The 17658-nt window shown below is 54.3% G+C and carries 17 protein-coding genes; 9 read left to right on the top strand and 8 right to left on the bottom strand.

Going from position 1 to position 17658, the window contains the following annotated elements:
• Positions 1–37: 37 nt before the first annotated feature.
• The 5 genes from dnaE to tilS all read left to right on the top strand — a co-directional run bounded on the left by dnaE (position 38) and on the right by tilS (position 8541).
• Entirely contained in the window at positions 38–3520 is a 3483-nt protein-coding gene (gene dnaE / locus RW65_RS13920) for a DNA polymerase III subunit alpha (RefSeq protein ID WP_039057372.1), read from the top strand.
• Positions 3521–3532: 12 nt separating this feature from the next.
• A complete protein-coding gene (gene accA, locus RW65_RS13915; protein WP_017458011.1) occupies positions 3533–4492 on the top strand; it encodes an acetyl-CoA carboxylase carboxyl transferase subunit alpha in 960 nt (319 codons plus the stop codon).
• A 104-nt stretch (positions 4493–4596) separates the two neighbouring features.
• A complete protein-coding gene (locus tag RW65_RS13910) occupies positions 4597–6735 on the top strand; it encodes a lysine decarboxylase LdcC (protein WP_039057371.1) in 2139 nt (712 codons plus the stop codon).
• 58 nt (positions 6736–6793) lie between these two features.
• A complete protein-coding gene (locus RW65_RS13905; protein WP_039057370.1) occupies positions 6794–7183 on the top strand; it encodes a VOC family protein in 390 nt (129 codons plus the stop codon).
• Positions 7184–7245: 62 nt separating this feature from the next.
• On the top strand, positions 7246–8541 hold the full coding sequence (gene tilS, locus RW65_RS13900) for a tRNA lysidine(34) synthetase TilS (RefSeq protein ID WP_039057369.1): 1296 nt from the start codon (positions 7246–7248) through the stop codon (positions 8539–8541).
• A 29-nt stretch (positions 8542–8570) separates the two neighbouring features.
• Here the strand turns inward: tilS and rof are convergent, their stop codons facing one another.
• On the bottom strand, positions 8571–8831 hold the full coding sequence (gene rof, locus RW65_RS13895) for a Rho-binding antiterminator (RefSeq protein WP_039057368.1): 261 nt from the start codon (positions 8829–8831) through the stop codon (positions 8571–8573).
• Positions 8818–9018 carry a YaeP family protein gene (locus tag RW65_RS13890; RefSeq protein WP_039057367.1) on the bottom strand — a complete coding sequence of 67 codons (201 nt, stop codon included), beginning with the start codon at positions 9016–9018 and terminating at the stop codon, positions 8818–8820. Before RW65_RS13890 ends, rof begins: the two co-directional genes overlap by 14 nt.
• A gap of 195 nt (positions 9019–9213) precedes the next feature.
• Here RW65_RS13890 and RW65_RS13885 point away from each other — a divergent pair, with 195 nt between their 5' ends.
• From RW65_RS13885 to nlpE, 3 genes are read left to right on the top strand one after another with little or no spacing between them, the layout of a single operon-like run.
• A complete protein-coding gene (locus RW65_RS13885; protein ID WP_039057366.1) occupies positions 9214–9762 on the top strand; it encodes a YaeQ family protein in 549 nt (182 codons plus the stop codon).
• Complete coding sequence (arfB, locus tag RW65_RS13880; protein ID WP_039057365.1) at positions 9759–10181, top strand: alternative ribosome rescue aminoacyl-tRNA hydrolase ArfB; 423 nt, start codon at positions 9759–9761, stop codon at positions 10179–10181. The genes RW65_RS13885 and arfB overlap by 4 nt, the downstream gene beginning before the upstream one ends.
• A 34-nt stretch (positions 10182–10215) precedes the next feature.
• A complete protein-coding gene (nlpE, locus tag RW65_RS13875; RefSeq protein WP_039057364.1) occupies positions 10216–10911 on the top strand; it encodes an envelope stress response activation lipoprotein NlpE in 696 nt (231 codons plus the stop codon).
• Between the two features lie 128 nt (positions 10912–11039).
• Here the strand turns inward: nlpE and proS are convergent, their stop codons facing one another.
• From proS to metN, 6 genes are all read right to left on the bottom strand, one after another.
• Complete coding sequence (gene proS, locus RW65_RS13870) at positions 11040–12758, bottom strand: proline--tRNA ligase (protein ID WP_039057363.1); 1719 nt, start codon at positions 12756–12758, stop codon at positions 11040–11042.
• A gap of 112 nt (positions 12759–12870) precedes the next feature.
• A complete protein-coding gene (tsaA, locus tag RW65_RS13865; RefSeq protein WP_039057362.1) occupies positions 12871–13578 on the bottom strand; it encodes a tRNA (N6-threonylcarbamoyladenosine(37)-N6)-methyltransferase TrmO in 708 nt (235 codons plus the stop codon).
• Entirely contained in the window at positions 13575–13979 is a 405-nt protein-coding gene (rcsF, locus tag RW65_RS13860; RefSeq protein WP_039057361.1) for an envelope stress sensor lipoprotein RcsF, read from the bottom strand. The genes tsaA and rcsF overlap by 4 nt, the downstream gene beginning before the upstream one ends.
• 108 nt (positions 13980–14087) lie before the next feature.
• Positions 14088–14903, bottom strand: a complete 816-nt coding sequence (locus RW65_RS13855) for a MetQ/NlpA family lipoprotein (protein WP_039057359.1) — start codon at positions 14901–14903, stop codon at positions 14088–14090.
• Between the two features lie 42 nt (positions 14904–14945).
• Positions 14946–15599, bottom strand: a complete 654-nt coding sequence (locus RW65_RS13850; RefSeq protein WP_039057358.1) for a methionine ABC transporter permease MetI — start codon at positions 15597–15599, stop codon at positions 14946–14948.
• Positions 15592–16623, bottom strand: coding sequence for a methionine ABC transporter ATP-binding protein MetN (gene metN, locus RW65_RS13845; protein WP_039057357.1), 1032 nt, complete (start codon positions 16621–16623; stop codon positions 15592–15594). The genes RW65_RS13850 and metN overlap by 8 nt, the downstream gene beginning before the upstream one ends.
• A 190-nt stretch (positions 16624–16813) precedes the next feature.
• Between metN and gmhB the strand changes: the two genes are divergently transcribed.
• Positions 16814–17380: a D-glycero-beta-D-manno-heptose 1,7-bisphosphate 7-phosphatase gene (gene gmhB / locus RW65_RS13840; protein WP_039057355.1), complete on the top strand. Its 567-nt coding sequence runs from the start codon at positions 16814–16816 to the stop codon at positions 17378–17380.
• Positions 17381–17658 lie beyond the last annotated feature (278 nt).

The raw sequence follows: 17658 nt of genomic DNA, 5'->3' as shown, positions 1-17658 counted from the left end.
TCTTGTGAACGTGAAATAACCAGGCTGGATTCTGAAAATGGCTGAACCACGTTTCGTACACCTGCGGGTGCATAGCGACTACTCCATGATTGATGGGCTGGCGAAAACCGGACCGCTGGTAAAAAAGGCGGCCGCCCTCGGCATGCCTGCGCTGGCAATCACCGATTTTACTAACCTGTGCGGTCTGGTGAAGTTTTACGGAACGGCACACGGTGCCGGGATAAAGCCGATCGTCGGTGCGGATTTTCATGTGCAAAGCGATCTGCTCGCGGATGAGATGACGCAACTGACCGTGCTCGCCCTCGACAACATCGGCTATCAAAACCTGACGCTGCTTATCTCGCGCGCCTATCAGCGCGGTTATGGCGCGGCGGGGCCGTGGATCGACCGTGATTGGTTAGTGGAGCTGAAAGAGGGTTTGATTCTGCTCTCCGGCGGGCGTATGGGCGATGTCGGTAGATGCCTGCTGCGCGGCAATAGCGCGCTGGTGGAGCAGTGTCTCGACTTCTATAAAACTCATTTTCACGATCGCTACTATCTGGAACTGATTCGCACCGGCCGTGCGGATGAAGAAACGTATCTGCATGCCGCCGTCGCGCTGGCCGAAGAGCATGGTTTGCCGGTGGTCGCCACCAACGATGTGCGCTTTAACGATGCTGGCGACTTCGACGCTCATGAGATCCGCGTTGCGATCCATGACGGTTTTACCCTCGACGATCCTAAACGGCCGCGCAACTACTCGGCGCAGCAATATATGCGCAGCGAAGAGGAGATGTGCGAACTCTTTGCGGATATCCCGGAAGCGCTGGAAAACACCGTCGAAATCGCCAAACGCTGTAACGTCACCGTGCGCCTCGGCGAATACTTCCTGCCGCAATTCCCGACCGGGGATATGACCACCGAAGATTTCCTCGTCGTGAAATCGAAAGAGGGGCTTGAAGAGCGCCTGGCATTCCTGTTCCCGGACGAGCAGCTACGCGCCAAAAAACGCCCGCCTTACGATGAGCGCCTCGATATTGAACTCCAGGTGATTAACCAGATGGGGTTCCCGGGCTACTTCCTTATCGTTATGGAGTTTATCCAGTGGTCGAAGGATAACGGCGTGCCGGTAGGACCTGGCCGTGGTTCCGGTGCCGGTTCGCTGGTGGCCTATGCGCTGAAAATCACCGACCTCGATCCGCTGGAGTTCGACCTGCTGTTCGAACGTTTCCTTAACCCGGAACGTGTTTCAATGCCCGACTTCGACGTCGATTTCTGCATGGAAAAACGCGACCAGGTTATCGAACACGTCGCGGATATGTACGGCCGCGATGCGGTATCGCAAATTATCACCTTCGGTACTATGGCGGCGAAAGCGGTTATCCGCGACGTTGGCCGCGTACTCGGTCATCCGTATGGCTTTGTCGATCGCATTTCAAAACTGGTGCCGCCGGATCCGGGGATGACGCTGGCAAAAGCGTTTGAAGCCGAACCGCAGCTGCCGGAAATTTACGAAGCTGACGAAGAAGTTAAAGCGCTGATCGATATGGCGCGCAAGCTGGAAGGGGTGACGCGAAACGCCGGTAAACATGCCGGTGGTGTTGTTATCGCGCCAACCAAAATTACCGACTTTGCGCCGCTCTATTGCGATGAGGCCGGTCAGCATCCGGTCACGCAGTTCGATAAAAACGACGTTGAATACGCGGGCCTGGTGAAGTTTGACTTCCTCGGCTTGCGTACGCTGACCATTATCAACTGGGCGCTGGAGATGATTAACGCCCGGCGTGAGAAGAACGGCGAGCCGCCGCTGGATATTGCCGCTATCCCGCTGGAGGACAAGAAAAGTTTCGACATGCTGCAGCGCTCGGAGACCACGGCGGTATTCCAGCTTGAATCCCGCGGCATGAAAGATCTGATTAAGCGCCTGCAGCCAGACTGCTTCGAAGATATGATTGCGCTGGTGGCCCTGTTCCGTCCGGGGCCGCTACAGTCGGGCATGGTAGATAACTTTATTGACCGTAAACACGGCCGCGAAGAGATCTCCTACCCGGATGTACAGTGGCAGCATGAGAGCCTGAAACCGGTACTGGAGCCTACCTACGGCATTATCCTGTATCAGGAACAGGTGATGCAGATTGCGCAGGTGCTCTCCGGTTACACCCTTGGCGGCGCGGATATGCTGCGTCGTGCGATGGGTAAGAAAAAGCCGGAAGAGATGGCCAAGCAGCGCTCTATTTTTGAAGACGGGGCGAAGAAAAACGGCGTCGACGGCGAACTGGCGATGAAAATCTTTGACCTGGTGGAGAAATTCGCCGGCTACGGATTTAACAAATCGCACTCTGCCGCCTATGCTTTGGTGTCGTACCAGACGCTGTGGCTGAAAGCGCACTATCCGGCCGAATTTATGGCGGCGGTAATGACTGCCGATATGGATAACACGGAAAAAGTGGTCGGCCTGGTCGATGAGTGCTGGCGTATGGGATTAAAGATCCTGCCGCCGGATATCAACTCGGGTTTATACCATTTCCACGTTAACGACGACGGGGAGATTGTGTACGGCATTGGCGCAATCAAAGGCGTCGGTGAAGGCCCGATTGAGGCAATCATCGAAGCGCGTAACAACGGCGGTTATTTCCGTGAACTGTTCGACCTTTGCGCCCGTACCGATATCAAAAAGCTTAACCGCCGGGTGCTGGAAAAATTGATTATGTCCGGGGCGTTTGACCGCCTCGGTCCGCATCGCGCCGCGTTAATGAACTCGCTGGGCGATGCGCTGAAAGCCGCCGATCAGCATTCGAAAGCCGAGGCGATTGGCCAGGCGGATATGTTCGGCGTGCTGGCGGAAGAGCCGGAGCAGATTGAGCAGTCTTATGCCAGCTGCCAGCCGTGGCCGGAACAGACGGTGCTCGACGGCGAGCGTGAAACGCTGGGGCTGTACCTTACCGGACACCCGATTAATCAGTATTTAAAAGAAATTGAGCGCTATGTCGGAGGCTACCGGCTGAAAGACATGCATCCGACCGAACGTGGGAAAGTGACCACGGCGGCGGGGCTCGTTATTGCCGCGCGGGTTATGGTCACCAAGCGTGGCAATCGTATCGGCATCTGTACGCTGGATGACCGTTCCGGGCGTCTGGAGGTGATGTTGTTCACCGATGCACTGGATAAATACCAGCATCTGCTGGAAAAAGACCGCATACTTATCGTCAGCGGACAGGTCAGCTTTGATGACTTCAGCGGTGGGCTTAAAATGACCGCTCGCGAAGTGATGGACATTGACGAAGCCCGGGAAAAATATGCCCGCGGGCTTGCTATCTCGCTGACGGACAGGCAAATTGATGACCAGCTTTTAAACCGACTCCGTCAGTCTCTGGAACCTCACCGTTCGGGAACCATTCCAGTACATCTCTACTATCAGAGGACGGATGCGCGCGCGCGGTTACGCTTCGGCGCAACGTGGCGTGTCTCTCCGAGCGATCGTTTACTTAACGATCTGCGTGGCCTCATTGGTTCGGAGCAGGTGGAACTGGAGTTTGACTAATACAGGAATACTATGAGTCTGAATTTCCTTGATTTCGAACAGCCGATTGCTGAGCTGGAAGCGAAAATCGATTCTCTGACCGCCGTTGGCCGTCAGGATGAAAAACTGGATATTAACATCGACGAAGAAGTGCATCGTCTGCGTGAAAAAAGCGTAGAGCTGACGCGTAAAATTTTCGCCGATCTTGGCGCATGGCAGGTTGCTCAACTGGCACGCCATCCGCTGCGTCCATACACCCTGGATTATGTCCGCCTGGCTTTCGACGAATTTGACGAACTGGCAGGTGACCGTGCTTATGCCGACGATAAAGCCATTGTTGGCGGTATCGCGCGTCTGGACGGTCGTCCGGTGATGATCATCGGTCATCAGAAGGGGCGCGAAACCAAAGAGAAAATTCGCCGTAACTTCGGTATGCCGGCACCGGAAGGCTATCGCAAAGCGCTGCGCCTGATGGAAATGGCGGAACGCTTTAACATGCCGATCATCACCTTTATCGATACGCCGGGGGCTTATCCGGGCGTAGGCGCTGAAGAGCGCGGTCAGTCAGAAGCTATCGCGCGTAACCTGCGTGAAATGTCTCGCCTGAACGTGCCGGTTATCTGCACCGTAATCGGCGAAGGCGGCTCCGGCGGCGCGCTGGCGATTGGCGTGGGCGACAAAGTGAATATGCTGCAGTACAGCACCTATTCCGTTATCTCCCCGGAAGGCTGCGCCTCAATTCTGTGGAAAAGCGCCGATAAAGCGCCGCTGGCCGCTGAAGCGATGGGCATTATCGCGCCGCGTCTGAAAGAGCTGAAGCTTATCGATTCCATTATCCCGGAACCGCTGGGCGGCGCTCACCGTAATCCGGAAACGATGGCGGCGTCTTTGAAAGCGCAGCTGCTGGCCGACCTGGCCGATCTGGATGTGCTCAGCAAAGACGATCTGCGTAACCGTCGTTACCAGCGTCTGATGAGCTACGGCTACGCCTAATCTATCTCTTCATCCCATTCTGAAAAGCCGCACCGCTGTGCGGCTTTTTTTTATCCGTCGTTTAGCTCTACTATGCTTAGCAAAGGTTTTTGACGGAGGTAGCGGTGAATATTATTGCCATCATGGGACCCCATGGCGTTTTCTATAAAGATGAGCCGATTAAGGAGCTGGAGCAGGCGCTACAGGCACAAGGTTTTAAACTTATCTGGCCGCAAAACAGCAACGACCTGCTGAAGTTTATCGAACACAACCCGCGCATCTGCGGCGTTATCTTTGACTGGGATGAGTACTCCCTCGATCTGTGCAGTGAAATCAACCAGCTCAACGAGTATTTACCCCTCTACGCGTTTATCAATACCCACTCGACGATGGATATCAGCGCCCAGGATATGCGCATGGCGCTGTGGTTTTTCGAGTACGCCCTCGGCGTGTCCGAGGATATCGCTACGCGCATTGGCCAGTACACCAAAGAGTACCTCGACAACATTACACCGCCGTTTACCCGCGCACTGTTTACCTATGTAAAAGAGGGGAAATACACCTTTTGTACGCCGGGGCATATGGCGGGCACCGCTTATCAGAAAAGCCCGGTTGGTTGCCTGTTTTATGATTTTTTCGGTGGTAATACGCTGAAAGCGGATGTTTCGATCTCGGTCACCGAGCTGGGATCGTTACTGGATCATACCGGCCCGCATCTCGAAGCCGAGGAGTATATTGCCCGCACCTTTGGCGCTGAGCAGAGCTATATGGTGACTAACGGCACGTCAACGTCGAATAAAATAATCGGTATGTATGCCGCGCCGGTGGGTAGCTCCGTATTGATTGATCGTAACTGCCATAAATCCCTCGCCCATTTGCTGATGATGAGCGATATCACACCCCTGTGGCTGAAGCCGGAGCGTAATGCGCTGGGGATTTTAGGCGGTATTCCGCGTCGCGAATTCTCCCGTGCCAGCATCGAAGAGAAGGTGGCGAAAACCGCCGGCGGGCGCTGGCCGGTTCATGCGGTGATCACCAACTCAACCTATGACGGTCTGCTGTATAACACAGACTGGATCAAAAAGACGCTGGATATCCCGTCGATTCATTTCGACTCTGCCTGGGTTCCCTATACCAATTTTCATCCGATCTATGCCGGAAAAAGCGGGATGAGCGGCGAGCGAGTGCCGGGCAAGGTTTTCTTTGAAACCCAGTCGACGCACAAAATGTTGGCGGCATTTTCGCAAGCTTCGCTGATTCACATTAAAGGTGAATATGATGAAGACGCGTTTAACGAAGCTTTTATGATGCATACCACCACCTCACCCAGCTATCCGCTGGTGGCGTCTATCGAAACGGCGGCGGCGATGCTGCGCGGCAATCCGGGAAAACGCCTGATCAACCGTTCGGTCGAGCGCGCGCTGCATTTTCGCAAAGAAGTGCAGCGGCTAAAAGATGAAGCCGAGGATTGGTTCTTCGATATCTGGCAGCCGGAAGAGATCGATGAAGCCGATTGCTGGCCGGTTGCGCCTGGCGAAAGCTGGCACGGTTTTCGTGATGCCGATGCCGAACATATGTACCTCGACCCGGTGAAAGTCACCATTCTTACACCAGGCATGGACGAGTTGGGAAATATGAGCGAGGAAGGGATCCCGGCGGCGCTGGTGGCGAAATTCCTTGATGAGCGCGGCGTAGTCGTGGAGAAAACCGGCCCGTATAATTTACTCTTCTTATTCAGTATCGGCATCGATAAAACCCGCGCGATGAGCCTGTTACGCGGACTGATGGAGTTTAAACGCTCTTACGATCTCAATCTGCGGGTGAGAAATATGCTGCCGGATCTGTATGCCGAAGATCCCGATTTCTACCGCAATATGCGTATTCAGGATCTGGCACAAGGGATCCATAAACTGATTCGCCAGCACGATTTACCGCGCTTGATGCTGCAAGCCTTCGATGTGCTGCCGGAGATGAAGTTGACGCCACACCAGGCCTGGCAGCGGCAGGTTCAGGGTGAAGTGGAAACTATCGAACTGGAACAGTTAATTGGCCGTATCTCGGCGAATATGATCCTGCCCTATCCTCCCGGCGTGCCGCTGGTGATGCCCGGCGAGATGATTACCGAAGCCAGCCGGGCGGTGCTGGATTTCCTGTTGATGCTCTGCGCCATCGGCCGCCATTACCCCGGTTTTGAAACGGATATTCATGGCGCGAAGCGGGATGAAGAGGGCGTTTATCGGGTACGAGTCCTAAAAGTCCAGTGAGCTATTGCGGGCATCTGCGGGCGGGAGTAACGTTCTGGCAACAAAAAAAGGAGAGATTATGCTGGGTTTAAAACAGGTTCATCATATTGCCATCATTGCTACGGACTACGCGAAGAGCAAAGCGTTTTACTGCGATATTCTGGGGTTTACGTTGCAAAGCGAGATCTATCGCGAAGCGCGCGACTCCTGGAAAGGCGACCTGGCGCTTAACGGCCAGTATGTGATCGAGCTGTTTTCATTCCCTTTCCCGCCAGCCCGTCCCAGCCGACCGGAAGCGTGCGGCCTGCGCCATCTGGCGTTTAGCGTTGATGACATCGAGCAGGCGGTAGCGCATTTAACCGCTCACGGCGTACAGTGCGAAGCGATCCGCGTCGATCCCTGTACCGACAAACGTTTCACCTTTTTTAACGATCCCGACGGTTTACCCCTCGAGCTTTACCAGCAGTAGTGCTTGCCAGCTCTATCAATGCCCGGTAACGTGCCGGGCATGACTTCGTTTTAATAGCCCCTATGACCACGCCATTTCTTGCATCAATGCCGAACATATCGCACCAGTTTCTGCTGGCGTTTAGCGGCGGGCTGGATTCCACCGTCCTGCTGCATCACTTTATGCTTTGGCGTCAGCAATTCCCCGAACTACAGCTGCGGGCGATTCATATTCATCACGGGCTGAGCCCGCACGCCGATGAGTGGGTTAGCCATTGCCAGAAGGTTTGCGCACAATGGCAGATTCCATTGCAAGTGGTCCGCGTTCAGGTGGTAAATGAAGGTGAGGGGCTGGAAGCGCAGGCGCGCAAAGCGCGTTATCAGGCCTTTGCCGCTGCCTTAATACCCGGTGAAGTATTGGCGACGGCCCAGCATCTGGACGATCAGTGCGAAACCTTTTTGCTGGCGCTAAAACGCGGTAGCGGACCGGCCGGGCTGTCGGCGATGCCCGAAAAGCTGCCTTTCGCCGGCACGCAGCATATTCGCCCGCTGCTAAACCAAACGCGAGAATCCCTGCAACAGTGGGCGCTTCATCATCGGCTGTCATGGATTGAGGATGAGAGTAACAATGACGCTCGTTTTGACCGCAACTTTTTACGCTTAACGGTATTACCGCTTCTCAATGCGCGCTGGCCGCATTTTGCCGACGCCGTCGCGCGCAGCGCAGCGCTGTGCGGTGAGCAGGAGCAGTTACTTGATGAACTGCTGGCAGAGGAACTTGCCACGGCGATGACCGATGAAGGGGCGCTGAGGATTGATGCTCTGCATGGGGTAAGCGATATTCGCCGTCGGGCGTTACTGCGCCGCTGGCTGGCGCAGCGCGGTGCTGTGATGCCCTCACGCGCGATGCTCGATCGCTTATGGCAGGAAGTGGCATTAGCGCGTGAGGATGCGACACCTAACCTGCGGCTGGGCGAGTTCGCGGTGCGGCGTTATCAATCCTGTTTGTGGTGGACGCGGGCGATTGATAGCCAACGCGAGACGCAACTTTGCTGGCCTGCACCTTTTAACCCGCTGAGTTTGCCGGCGGGGCTGGGCGAGTTGTTGCTGGTAGCGGGAGGGGAAATTCGTGCCCCCGGCGCTAACGAAAGGGTAACTGTGCGTTTTCAGGCACCCGGCATGGTGCATATTGTCGGGCGCAACGGTGGACGCAAGCTGAAGAAACTCTGGCAGGAGTTAGGCGTAGCGCCCTGGTTGCGCGATACCACGCCGCTGCTGTTTTATGGTGAAACGCTTATCGCGGCGGCGGGAGTGTTTGTTACGCAAGACGGAAGGAAAAGCGCGGAACAGACGGGCGTGCAGCTAGAATGGCGAAGATAACGGGCAGCGTGCGCTGCCCGTAAAAAATATCAGGACTCGCTCACCACAACGGTGCCGATTTCAGGATGGCTGAAGCTGGTAATTTTATCGAGACGCAGTTCGCGGGCGCTGCCTGCAACGTCGACCACCAGATACTCCACATTTTTACGTGAGACCAGATCGCTGGCTTTGGCGCTGAGCACCTCGCCGTCTTTTAGTTCCAGCGTCAATAAAAGATGATGCTGGCAGGCGAGCTCAAGGTTGTCATAGTCATCACAGTTGATGGGTTGATAGGCATCATTCATTGACATAATCGCTCACCAGTAAGTTCGCGGCAGCATACGCCGCCTTTTCCCTGACCGACTCTGAAACGGTGTCATCCGACGCCATTTCATTCAGCACTTTCAACACGCACCCCAGCGCATCCGGGATATACCCTAAATCTCCGCTGGCGATTTCCGCATAACGTCTGCGTACTAACTCACAATAATTGTTCATATCACCTCCTGTCAGCAAGCTGACTTTACTGTGAGATACCTCTAAGCCTACGAAGTTACACTGTGTTTAGCAAGGTGACTATACCATACCTTGTTAATCATTATCAGAGCGATGAATACCCGCAGCGGCAAGAGATAACAGCGCGTTATGCTTATATTCGCTACAATAGCGGCCATTTTATGAAGGAGCGGTGTTATGGCCTTAAAGGCAACAATTTATAAAGCGACGGTGAACGTGGCTGATTTGGATCGTAATCAGTTTTTAGATGCGACGTTAACGCTGGCTCGCCATCCTTCCGAAACGCAGGAGCGTATGATGCTGCGCCTGCTGGCCTGGATGAAATATGCCGATGAACGTCTGCAGTTTACCCGCGGCCTCAGCGCCGATGACGAGCCGGAAGTATGGCTGCGCAATGACTATCTCGGCATCGATTTGTGGATTGAACTTGGCCTGCCGGATGAGAAACGATTGAAGAAAGCCTGCTCACAGGCAAAAGAGGTGGCGCTTTTTACCTATAATTCACGAGCGGCGCAAATTTGGTGGCAGCAAAACCAGTCGCGCTGTGCGTCGTTGAGTAATCTGAGCATCTGGTATCTGGATGATACACAGCTGGCGCAATTGAGCGCGTTTGCCAGCGACAGGACCATGACGCTGCAGGCGACGATACAGGATGGAGCTATCTGGTTATCGGACGCCCGTCAGAACCTGGAAATTCATTTCGACGTCTGGCAGACGCTGAAATGATTGTCATCTCCCGTTCGGTCTCTATCAATGAACAAGAGCTGGAGATTACCGCCGTGCGGGCGCAGGGCGCGGGCGGTCAAAATGTGAATAAAAGCTCCACGGCTATCCATTTGCGTTTTGACATTCGGGCCTCAAGCCTGCCTGAGTATTATAAAGCGCGATTACTGGAAACGTCGCACCATCTGATTAGCAGCGATGGCTGGGTGGTAATAAAAGCGCAGGAGTACCGCAGTCAGGAGATGAACCGCGAAGCGGCGATTGCCCGACTGGTGGCGCTAATTAAAGAGTTAACCGCAGTGCAAAAGAGCCGCCGGGCGACGCGTCCGACCCGCGCATCCAAAGAGCGGCGACTGACGGGCAAGGCGCAAAAATCGTCGGTAAAAGCGCTACGCGGCAAGGTTCGTCGCCATGAGGGCTGACGGGGAATCATTAACACAACATAAGGAATTGAGCGTGAAAAATGCGATTTTAGCTGTGCTGGCGGGATGTTCTCTGTTTACGCTTTTCGGTTGTTACCACCGAGGCGACGTTGAGACCGTACAACCAACACGGGTTGAAGAGTTAAAAACGATGCAGCAGAGCTGGCGCGGCGTTTTGCCCTGCGCGGACTGCGAAGGCATCGAAACCTCGCTGTTTCTGGAAAAAGACGGCAGTTGGGTGATGAACCAGCACTATCAAGGGAGAAAAGCGCCTTCGATGTACGGTTCATACGGTAACTGGGCGCGCACCGCGGATAAGTTGATCCTCACCGATACGCACGGGGAAAAAATCTATTTCCGCGTCAAAGGTGATGCGCTGGAGATGCTTGATCGGGCAGGCAACCCGATTTCCTCACGGCTTAATTACACGCTCCAGCCGGTGAATGCGGCCCTGCCGGCGACGCCAATGGCGATGCGCGGCATGTATATGTATATGGCCGATGCGGCGGTGTTTACCGATTGTTCAACCGGTAAGAAAGTGAGCGTTGCCAGCAACGCGCAGCTTGAGCGGGATTACGCCGCAGCGCGCGGGACCGATACAAAACCGATCCTGCTGGTGGTTGAGGGGCACTTTACCTTAGAACCGAACCCGGACACGGGCGAAGGGGTGAAAACATTAGTGGCGGATAAAGACGCTAAATTTATCGCCGATAAGCATTGCGGCAATTAAGCGCATCCCTGCAATGAGCCGAGCGGCCCGCGATGGCGGACCGCTCTTTTTGTCTATAGCCCCTGAGCTAAGCCAGAGGGGGGTTCTATAGATAAAAAAAGAGGCCCTGAAATGGACCTCTTATGCCATCAACCTTTAATCTGTTTTACCAGATAGCTGACGATGTCGCCGGTTTTGATGAGCTGCTTCTCGCCATTACGACGGTATTTGTACTCAATATCGTCGTTATCGAGGTTGCGATCGCCAATCACCACCGTGTGCGGAATACCGATCAGTTCCATATCGGCAAACATCACGCCCGGGCGCTCTTTACGGTCATCCATCAGCACTTCAATGCCCTGCGCACGCAGCTCGGCGTAGATTTTTTCCGCCAGCTCCTGCACGCGATAGGATTTGTGCATGTTCATCGGCAGCAGCGCTACCTGGAACGGGGCAATCGCATCCGGCCAGATGATCCCGCGTTCGTCGTTGTTCTGCTCAATCGCCGCCGCGACCACGCGCGTTACGCCGATACCGTAGCAGCCCATGGTGAGGATCTGGTTACGGCCATCTTCGCCCTGAACTGCGGCGTTCAACGCCTGTGAGTATTTGGTGCCCAGCTGGAAAATATGACCAACTTCAATCCCGCGCTTGATAAGCAGCGTCCCTTTGCCGTCCGGGCTCGGATCGCCGGCAACAACGTTACGGATATCCGCAACGGTCGGGGTGGCGACATCGCGATCCCAGTTGATGCCAAAGTAGTGCTTACCGTCGATATTGGCACCGGCGGCGAAATCGCTCATTGCCGCCACCGTGCGATCGATAATCACCGGAACCGGCATGTTGACCGGGCCAAGGGAACCCGGACCCGCATTCACCAGCGCGCGGATTTCCGCTTCGGTAGCGAAGGTTAACGGCGCGGCAACCAGCTCCAGCTTCTCGGCTTTCACTTCGTTCAGCTCATGGTCGCCACGAACCAGCAGCGCAACCAGCGGCGAGCTGCTGCCTTCTACCGCTTTGACCAGCAGGGTTTTGACGGTTTTTTCAATCGGCAGATTAAACTGCTCAACCAGCTCGGCGATGGTTTTCGCGTTCGGCGTGTCAACCAGCGTCATTTCCTGCGTAGCGGCGGCGCGCGGCGCTTTCGGGGCCAGCGCTTCGGCAAATTCGATGTTAGCGGCAAAGTCGGAAGAGTCAGAGAAGATCACATCATCTTCACCGCTCTGCGCCAGCACCTGGAACTCATGGGAAGCGCTACCGCCGATAGAACCGGTATCCGCCTGTACCGCGCGGAAATCGAGACCCATACGGCTAAAGATTTTGCTGTAGGCGGCGTACATCGCATCGTACGTCTCCTGCAGAGATTCCTGAGACGTATGGAAAGAGTAAGCATCTTTCATCAGGAATTCGCGTGAGCGCATTACGCCGAAACGCGGACGCACTTCATCGCGGAATTTGGTCTGGATCTGAAAGAAGTTCAGCGGCAGCTGTTTGTAGGAGTTCAGCTCGTTACGAATCAGATCGGTAATCACTTCTTCATGAGTCGGGCCAAGCACAAACGGACGATCGCCGCGATCGACAAAGCGCAGCAGCTCCGGGCCATATTGCTCCCAGCGGCCGCTCTCCTGCCACAGGTCAGCGGGCTGCACTACTGGCATGGACACCTCAATCGCACCGGCGTTATTCATCTCTTCACGCACGATGTTTTCGACTTTTTTCAGAACGCGCAAACCGGTCGGCAACCAGGTGTACAACCCGGAGGCCAGTTTGCGGATCATCCCGGCGCGCAGCATCAGCTGATGGCTGATGACTTCGGCGTCGGCAGGCGTCTCCTTCAGAGTAGAGAGCAAGTATTGGCTAGTACGCATGTTGTTACGGTTCCATTTGGACAATTGGCACAGGCCTGCGAGAGGCCTGACACAGAAAAAAGTGGCTTAGTTTATCAGCCTGGCAGAGATGCCAAAAGAGAAGGAAATAAAATTAGCGTGCTTCAAGAGCAAAGACTTCAAATCCGTCATCCGTTACGCGCCAGCGCACGTTGAAATCAAGCAGCCAGACGGCATAGGTTTTCCCTTGCTCTTCGCCTTTCTTATAAGCCGGACGCGGATCCTGCGCCAGCACTTCCCGCAGAAAGTTTTTTATCTGCGGATAGCGTGCTTCAAGAAGGGTTAGCTGCGATTCAACACCCGCGCTAAACGTAACGGCTATTTCCGCTACGGGCGCCTGCTGCGCGTAGCTTGCCTGTGCCTGCGGCAGGGCTTCGGCAAAGGGCAAATAGGGTTTAATATCCACCACCGGCGTGCCATCGACCAGATCGAGGCTGCCAAGCTGCAAAATGACACGATCCTTCTCACAGCATATCCCTTTCAACTCAACCAGCGACATGCCAACCGGGTTAGGGCGAAAGGTCGAGCGGGTGGCGAACACTCCCATTCTGGCGTTTCCCCCCAGCCGCGGCGGACGCACGGTGGGGCGCCAGCCGCCTTCCATCGTTTGATGAAACACGAAAAGCACCCACAGATGGCTAAAACCTTCAAGACCACGGACGGCATCGGGCTGGTTATAAGGAGGCAGTAAGTGAAGTTCGCCGCCGCCGTGTTTCACAAGGCCTGGCTGGCGCGGTACGGCAAACTTCTCTTTATAAGGTGAGCGGATGACGCCGATTTGCTCGAAAGCAAATGTACTCATTTGCTCGAGATATTCAGCGCAGATCCGACACAAACCGCCTGACGGTAACAGCCCGGCGTGCCGCTGGTTACTTCACAGCTGTGCTGCAGAACCGCATTCGCTTTCAGCTTAGAGGCGTTAATCTGCATGCGTTTACGCGCGGTAGGGATGTTTGGCGGCGAGTCCTGGTTAGTGGCCTGGCAAGATTCACCGGTGACTTCACCCAGATCGCGGAACGGTTTACCGACCAGTTCAGCGGGATCCGTAATGACTCTTACCGGTGCTGCGCGCGTGGCCTTTGGTTTCTCCGGTTCTGCTTTTGGCGCCGAGGCGGTGCTTTTAACAGGTGGGACAGGGGATCTGCTTAGCAGTGAACAGCCGCTTAGCATGAATGCTAATAAACAGATCGGTAAAGCACGCATAATGTATCCTCGAAGTAATGTTCTTAACGCCGCTTATTGAATCAGGCGCGTGCACAAATGACAAGGCGGGCTTGCGCCCGCCTTGAATGATATTACAGACGGCAGAGATTACCAGCCCTTCACCGCGCCGCCGTTGAAGACTTTATTGGCGGCTTCGCTGACTTCATCAGAATGATAAGCCTGCACGAATTTCTTCACGTTTTCCGCGTCTTTATTATCTTCGCGAGCAACGATCAGGTTGACGTACGGTGAGTTTTTATCTTCCACGAAGATGCCATTTTTTTCCGGCGTCAGGTCAATCTGGCTGGCGTAAGTGGTGTTAATGACCGCCAGTGCGATCTGCGCATCGTCGAGAGAACGCGGCAGCTGTGGCGCTTCCAGTTCAACAATCTTAAGATTTTTCGGGTTTTCGGTGATGTCCAGCACGCTTGGCATCAGACCTACGCCGTCTTTCAGCTTAATCAGGTTCTCTTTCTGCAACAGCAGCAGGGAACGGCCAAGGTTGGTCGGATCGTTGGGTACCGCTACCTGAGAACCGTCCTGCAGTTGCGTCAGGGATGTGATTTTTTTCGAATAGCCGGCGATCGGGTAAACGAAGGTATTACCGACCGGAACCAGTTTAAAACCACGGTCTTTAATCTGCTGATCGAGGTACGGTTTATGCTGGAAAGCATTGGCGTCGATATCGCCTTTACTCAGGGCTTCGTTCGGTAACACGTAATCATTGAACGTGACCAGTTCAACGTCGAGGCCATATTTTTCTTTCGCCACTTTCTGTGCCGCTTTAGCAACCTGCTCTTCAGCACCCACGATCACCCCGACTTTGATGTGATTCGGATCTTTTTCGTCCTGGCCGCAACCGACCAGCGCCAGCGAACCCAGCAGAGCACCGACTGCCGCAACGGTCTTAAATTTAAACGCCATGATGTTTTCCTTTCTATCTGAATCGTTATGTTGTGTGTAACGTTATTTGTGCGTCACAGCCCGGACGATACGATCGCCTGCGAACTGAATTAAGTAAACCAGCACCACGAGCAGGATCAGTACAGAATTCATTACGAATGGATCGTAGGTCACATAGCCGTAGCGGATACCTAATTGCCCAAGACCACCTGCACCGACAGCTCCGCCCATAGCTGAGTAACCCACCAGGGTAATTAAGGTAATAGTCGCTGCGTTAATCAGCCCCGGCAGCGCTTCAGGTAGCAGCACTTTGCGAATGATCTGCATCGGCGTCGCGCCCATAGCGCGTGAAGCTTCAATCAGACCAGCAGGCAACTCCAGCAGCGTGTTTTCTACCATCCGCGCAATAAAGGGTGCCGCGCCGATGGTCAGTGGAACGATAACGGCGTAAAGCCCAATTGATGTACCGACAATCACGCGGGTGAACGGGATCATCCAGACCAGTAAAATGATAAAGGGAATGGAGCGGAAAATATTCACCAGCGCCGAGATCACGCGATACAGCCCTGGGTTTTGCATAATCTGACCCGGGCGCGTCACATACAGCAGCACGCCAAACGGCAGACCGATGACAAAGCCCAGCAGGCCTGAAGCAAAGGTCATAAATAACGTTTCCCAGATGCTGCGGGCAAAGAGCCACATCATTGCCTCAGACATAACCGAGTACCTCTACTTTTACATGGTGTTCTTGCAACCAGGCGATAGCCGCCTGCGTATCCTGCGAAGTGCCGTGCATCTCCGTCAACATAATGCCGAATTTCACGCCGCCCGCGTAATCCATCTGCGCGCTGATAATATTGTTGTTCACATTAAACCGACGCGCCGTTTCCGACAGCAGCGGGGCATCGACGGACTGGCCGGTAAACTCCATTCGCAGCATCGGTACGCTGTGCGCCCGGGGTTGCGTATGCAAACGTTGCAAATAATCTTCTGGGATATCCAGATGCAGCGTCGCCTGAATAAACTGCTGCGCCAGCGGCGTTTTCGGATGGGAGAACACTTCGCTCACCGTATCCTGTTCAATCAGTTCGCCGTTGCTGATCACCGCCACACAGTCGCAAATGCGTTTTACCACGTCCATTTCATGAGTAATCAGCAGGATGGTCAGGCCAAGGCGACGGTTAATGTCTTTCAACAGTTCGAGAATAGAACGGGTGGTGGCCGGGTCTAAGGCGCTGGTGGCTTCATCACACAGCAGCACTTTTGGGTTACTGGCAAGGGCACGCGCAATGGCGACGCGCTGCTTTTGCCCGCCGGAGAGATTTGCCGGGTAGCTATCATGCTTATCCGCCAGACCCACAAGATCGAGTAGTTCTTTTACCCGACGGGTGATTTCATCACGCGGGGTGTTATCCAATTCCAGCGGCAAAGCCACATTGCCGAAAACGGTGCGCGAAGAGAGCAGGTTAAAGTGCTGGAAAATCATGCCAATTTGGCGGCGAGCTTTGGTTAAATCGGCGGACGACATCTGGGTCAGATCCTGACCGTCGACCAAAACGCTGCCCTGCGTTGGACGCTCCAGCAGGTTGACGCAACGGATAAGCGTACTTTTACCCGCACCGGATGCGCCAATAACGCCATAAATTTGGCCAGCGGGAACGTGCAGGCTAACGTTATTTAACGCCTGAATCGTACGGTTCCCTTGCTGGAACACTTTGGTGATATTGGAAAGTTTAATCATTAGATTATTTTTATCGTAGTAAGGGTTAGCCGTGGCATTTTCTTTCGCCGGTTACGGCTACGTGCCGTAAACAGAGTGGATGGTAAGGCATCCAGACGTCTAAATCAATGTCACTCATCAACGATGAGCACTTTCCTGCGTGGCGAAACATGAGATACTAAGCGCATAGGCCTTTTTCAGGAGCAACCCCGTGGCAACGTCTGTACCCGCTATTTTTCTCGATCGAGATGGCACTATTAATGTCGATCATGGCTATGTCCATGAAATTGACGCGTTCGAATTTATTGATGGCGTCATTGACGCTATGCGTGAACTGAAGGAAATGGGTTTTGCGCTGGTGCTGGTCACTAACCAGTCGGGTATTGCCCGCGGCAAATTTACCGAAGCGCAGTTTGAAACCTTAACGGAGTGGATGGACTGGTCTCTGGCCGATCGTGGCGTTGACCTGGACGGTATCTATTATTGTCCGCATCATCCGCAGGGCACCGTTGAGGAGTTCCGCCAGGTATGTGATTGCCGTAAACCGCATCCGGGCATGCTTATCTCTGCGCGCGATTTTCTGCACATTGATATGGCCGCTTCTTATATGGTTGGCGATAAGCTGGAAGATATGCAGGCGGCATCGGCGGCCGATGTTGGCACCAAAGTATTGGTGCGCACCGGTAAACCGATAACGGAAGAAGCGGAAAATAGCGCCGATTGGGTGATAAACAGCCTTGCAGAGCTGCCGGCGGCGATTAAAAAGCGCCAAAAATAGCCGTTATGACGAAAAGATGAGCGGTTGAAATAAAAATGCATTTTTCCGCTTGTCATTCCTTCCTGGCTCCCTATAATGCGCCTCCATCGACACGGCGCTAGCGAAGAACATCCCGCAGCGACGTTAAGTCGGAAGAGAAAAAATCCTGCAAAACGGGGTTGACTCTGAAAGAGGAAAGCGTAATATACGCCACCTCGCGACAGTGAGCTGAAAGCCGCGTCGCAACTGCTCTTTAACAATTTATCAGACAATCTGTGTGGGCACTCAGATGACTGGAT

The sequence above is a fragment of the Enterobacter sp. Bisph1 genome (genome assembly GCF_000814905.1).
Lineage (GTDB): Bacteria > Pseudomonadota > Gammaproteobacteria > Enterobacterales > Enterobacteriaceae > Kosakonia.
The sequence above is the reverse complement of the archived record's forward strand: the minus strand, read 5'-3'. Positions and strand labels throughout refer to the sequence as shown.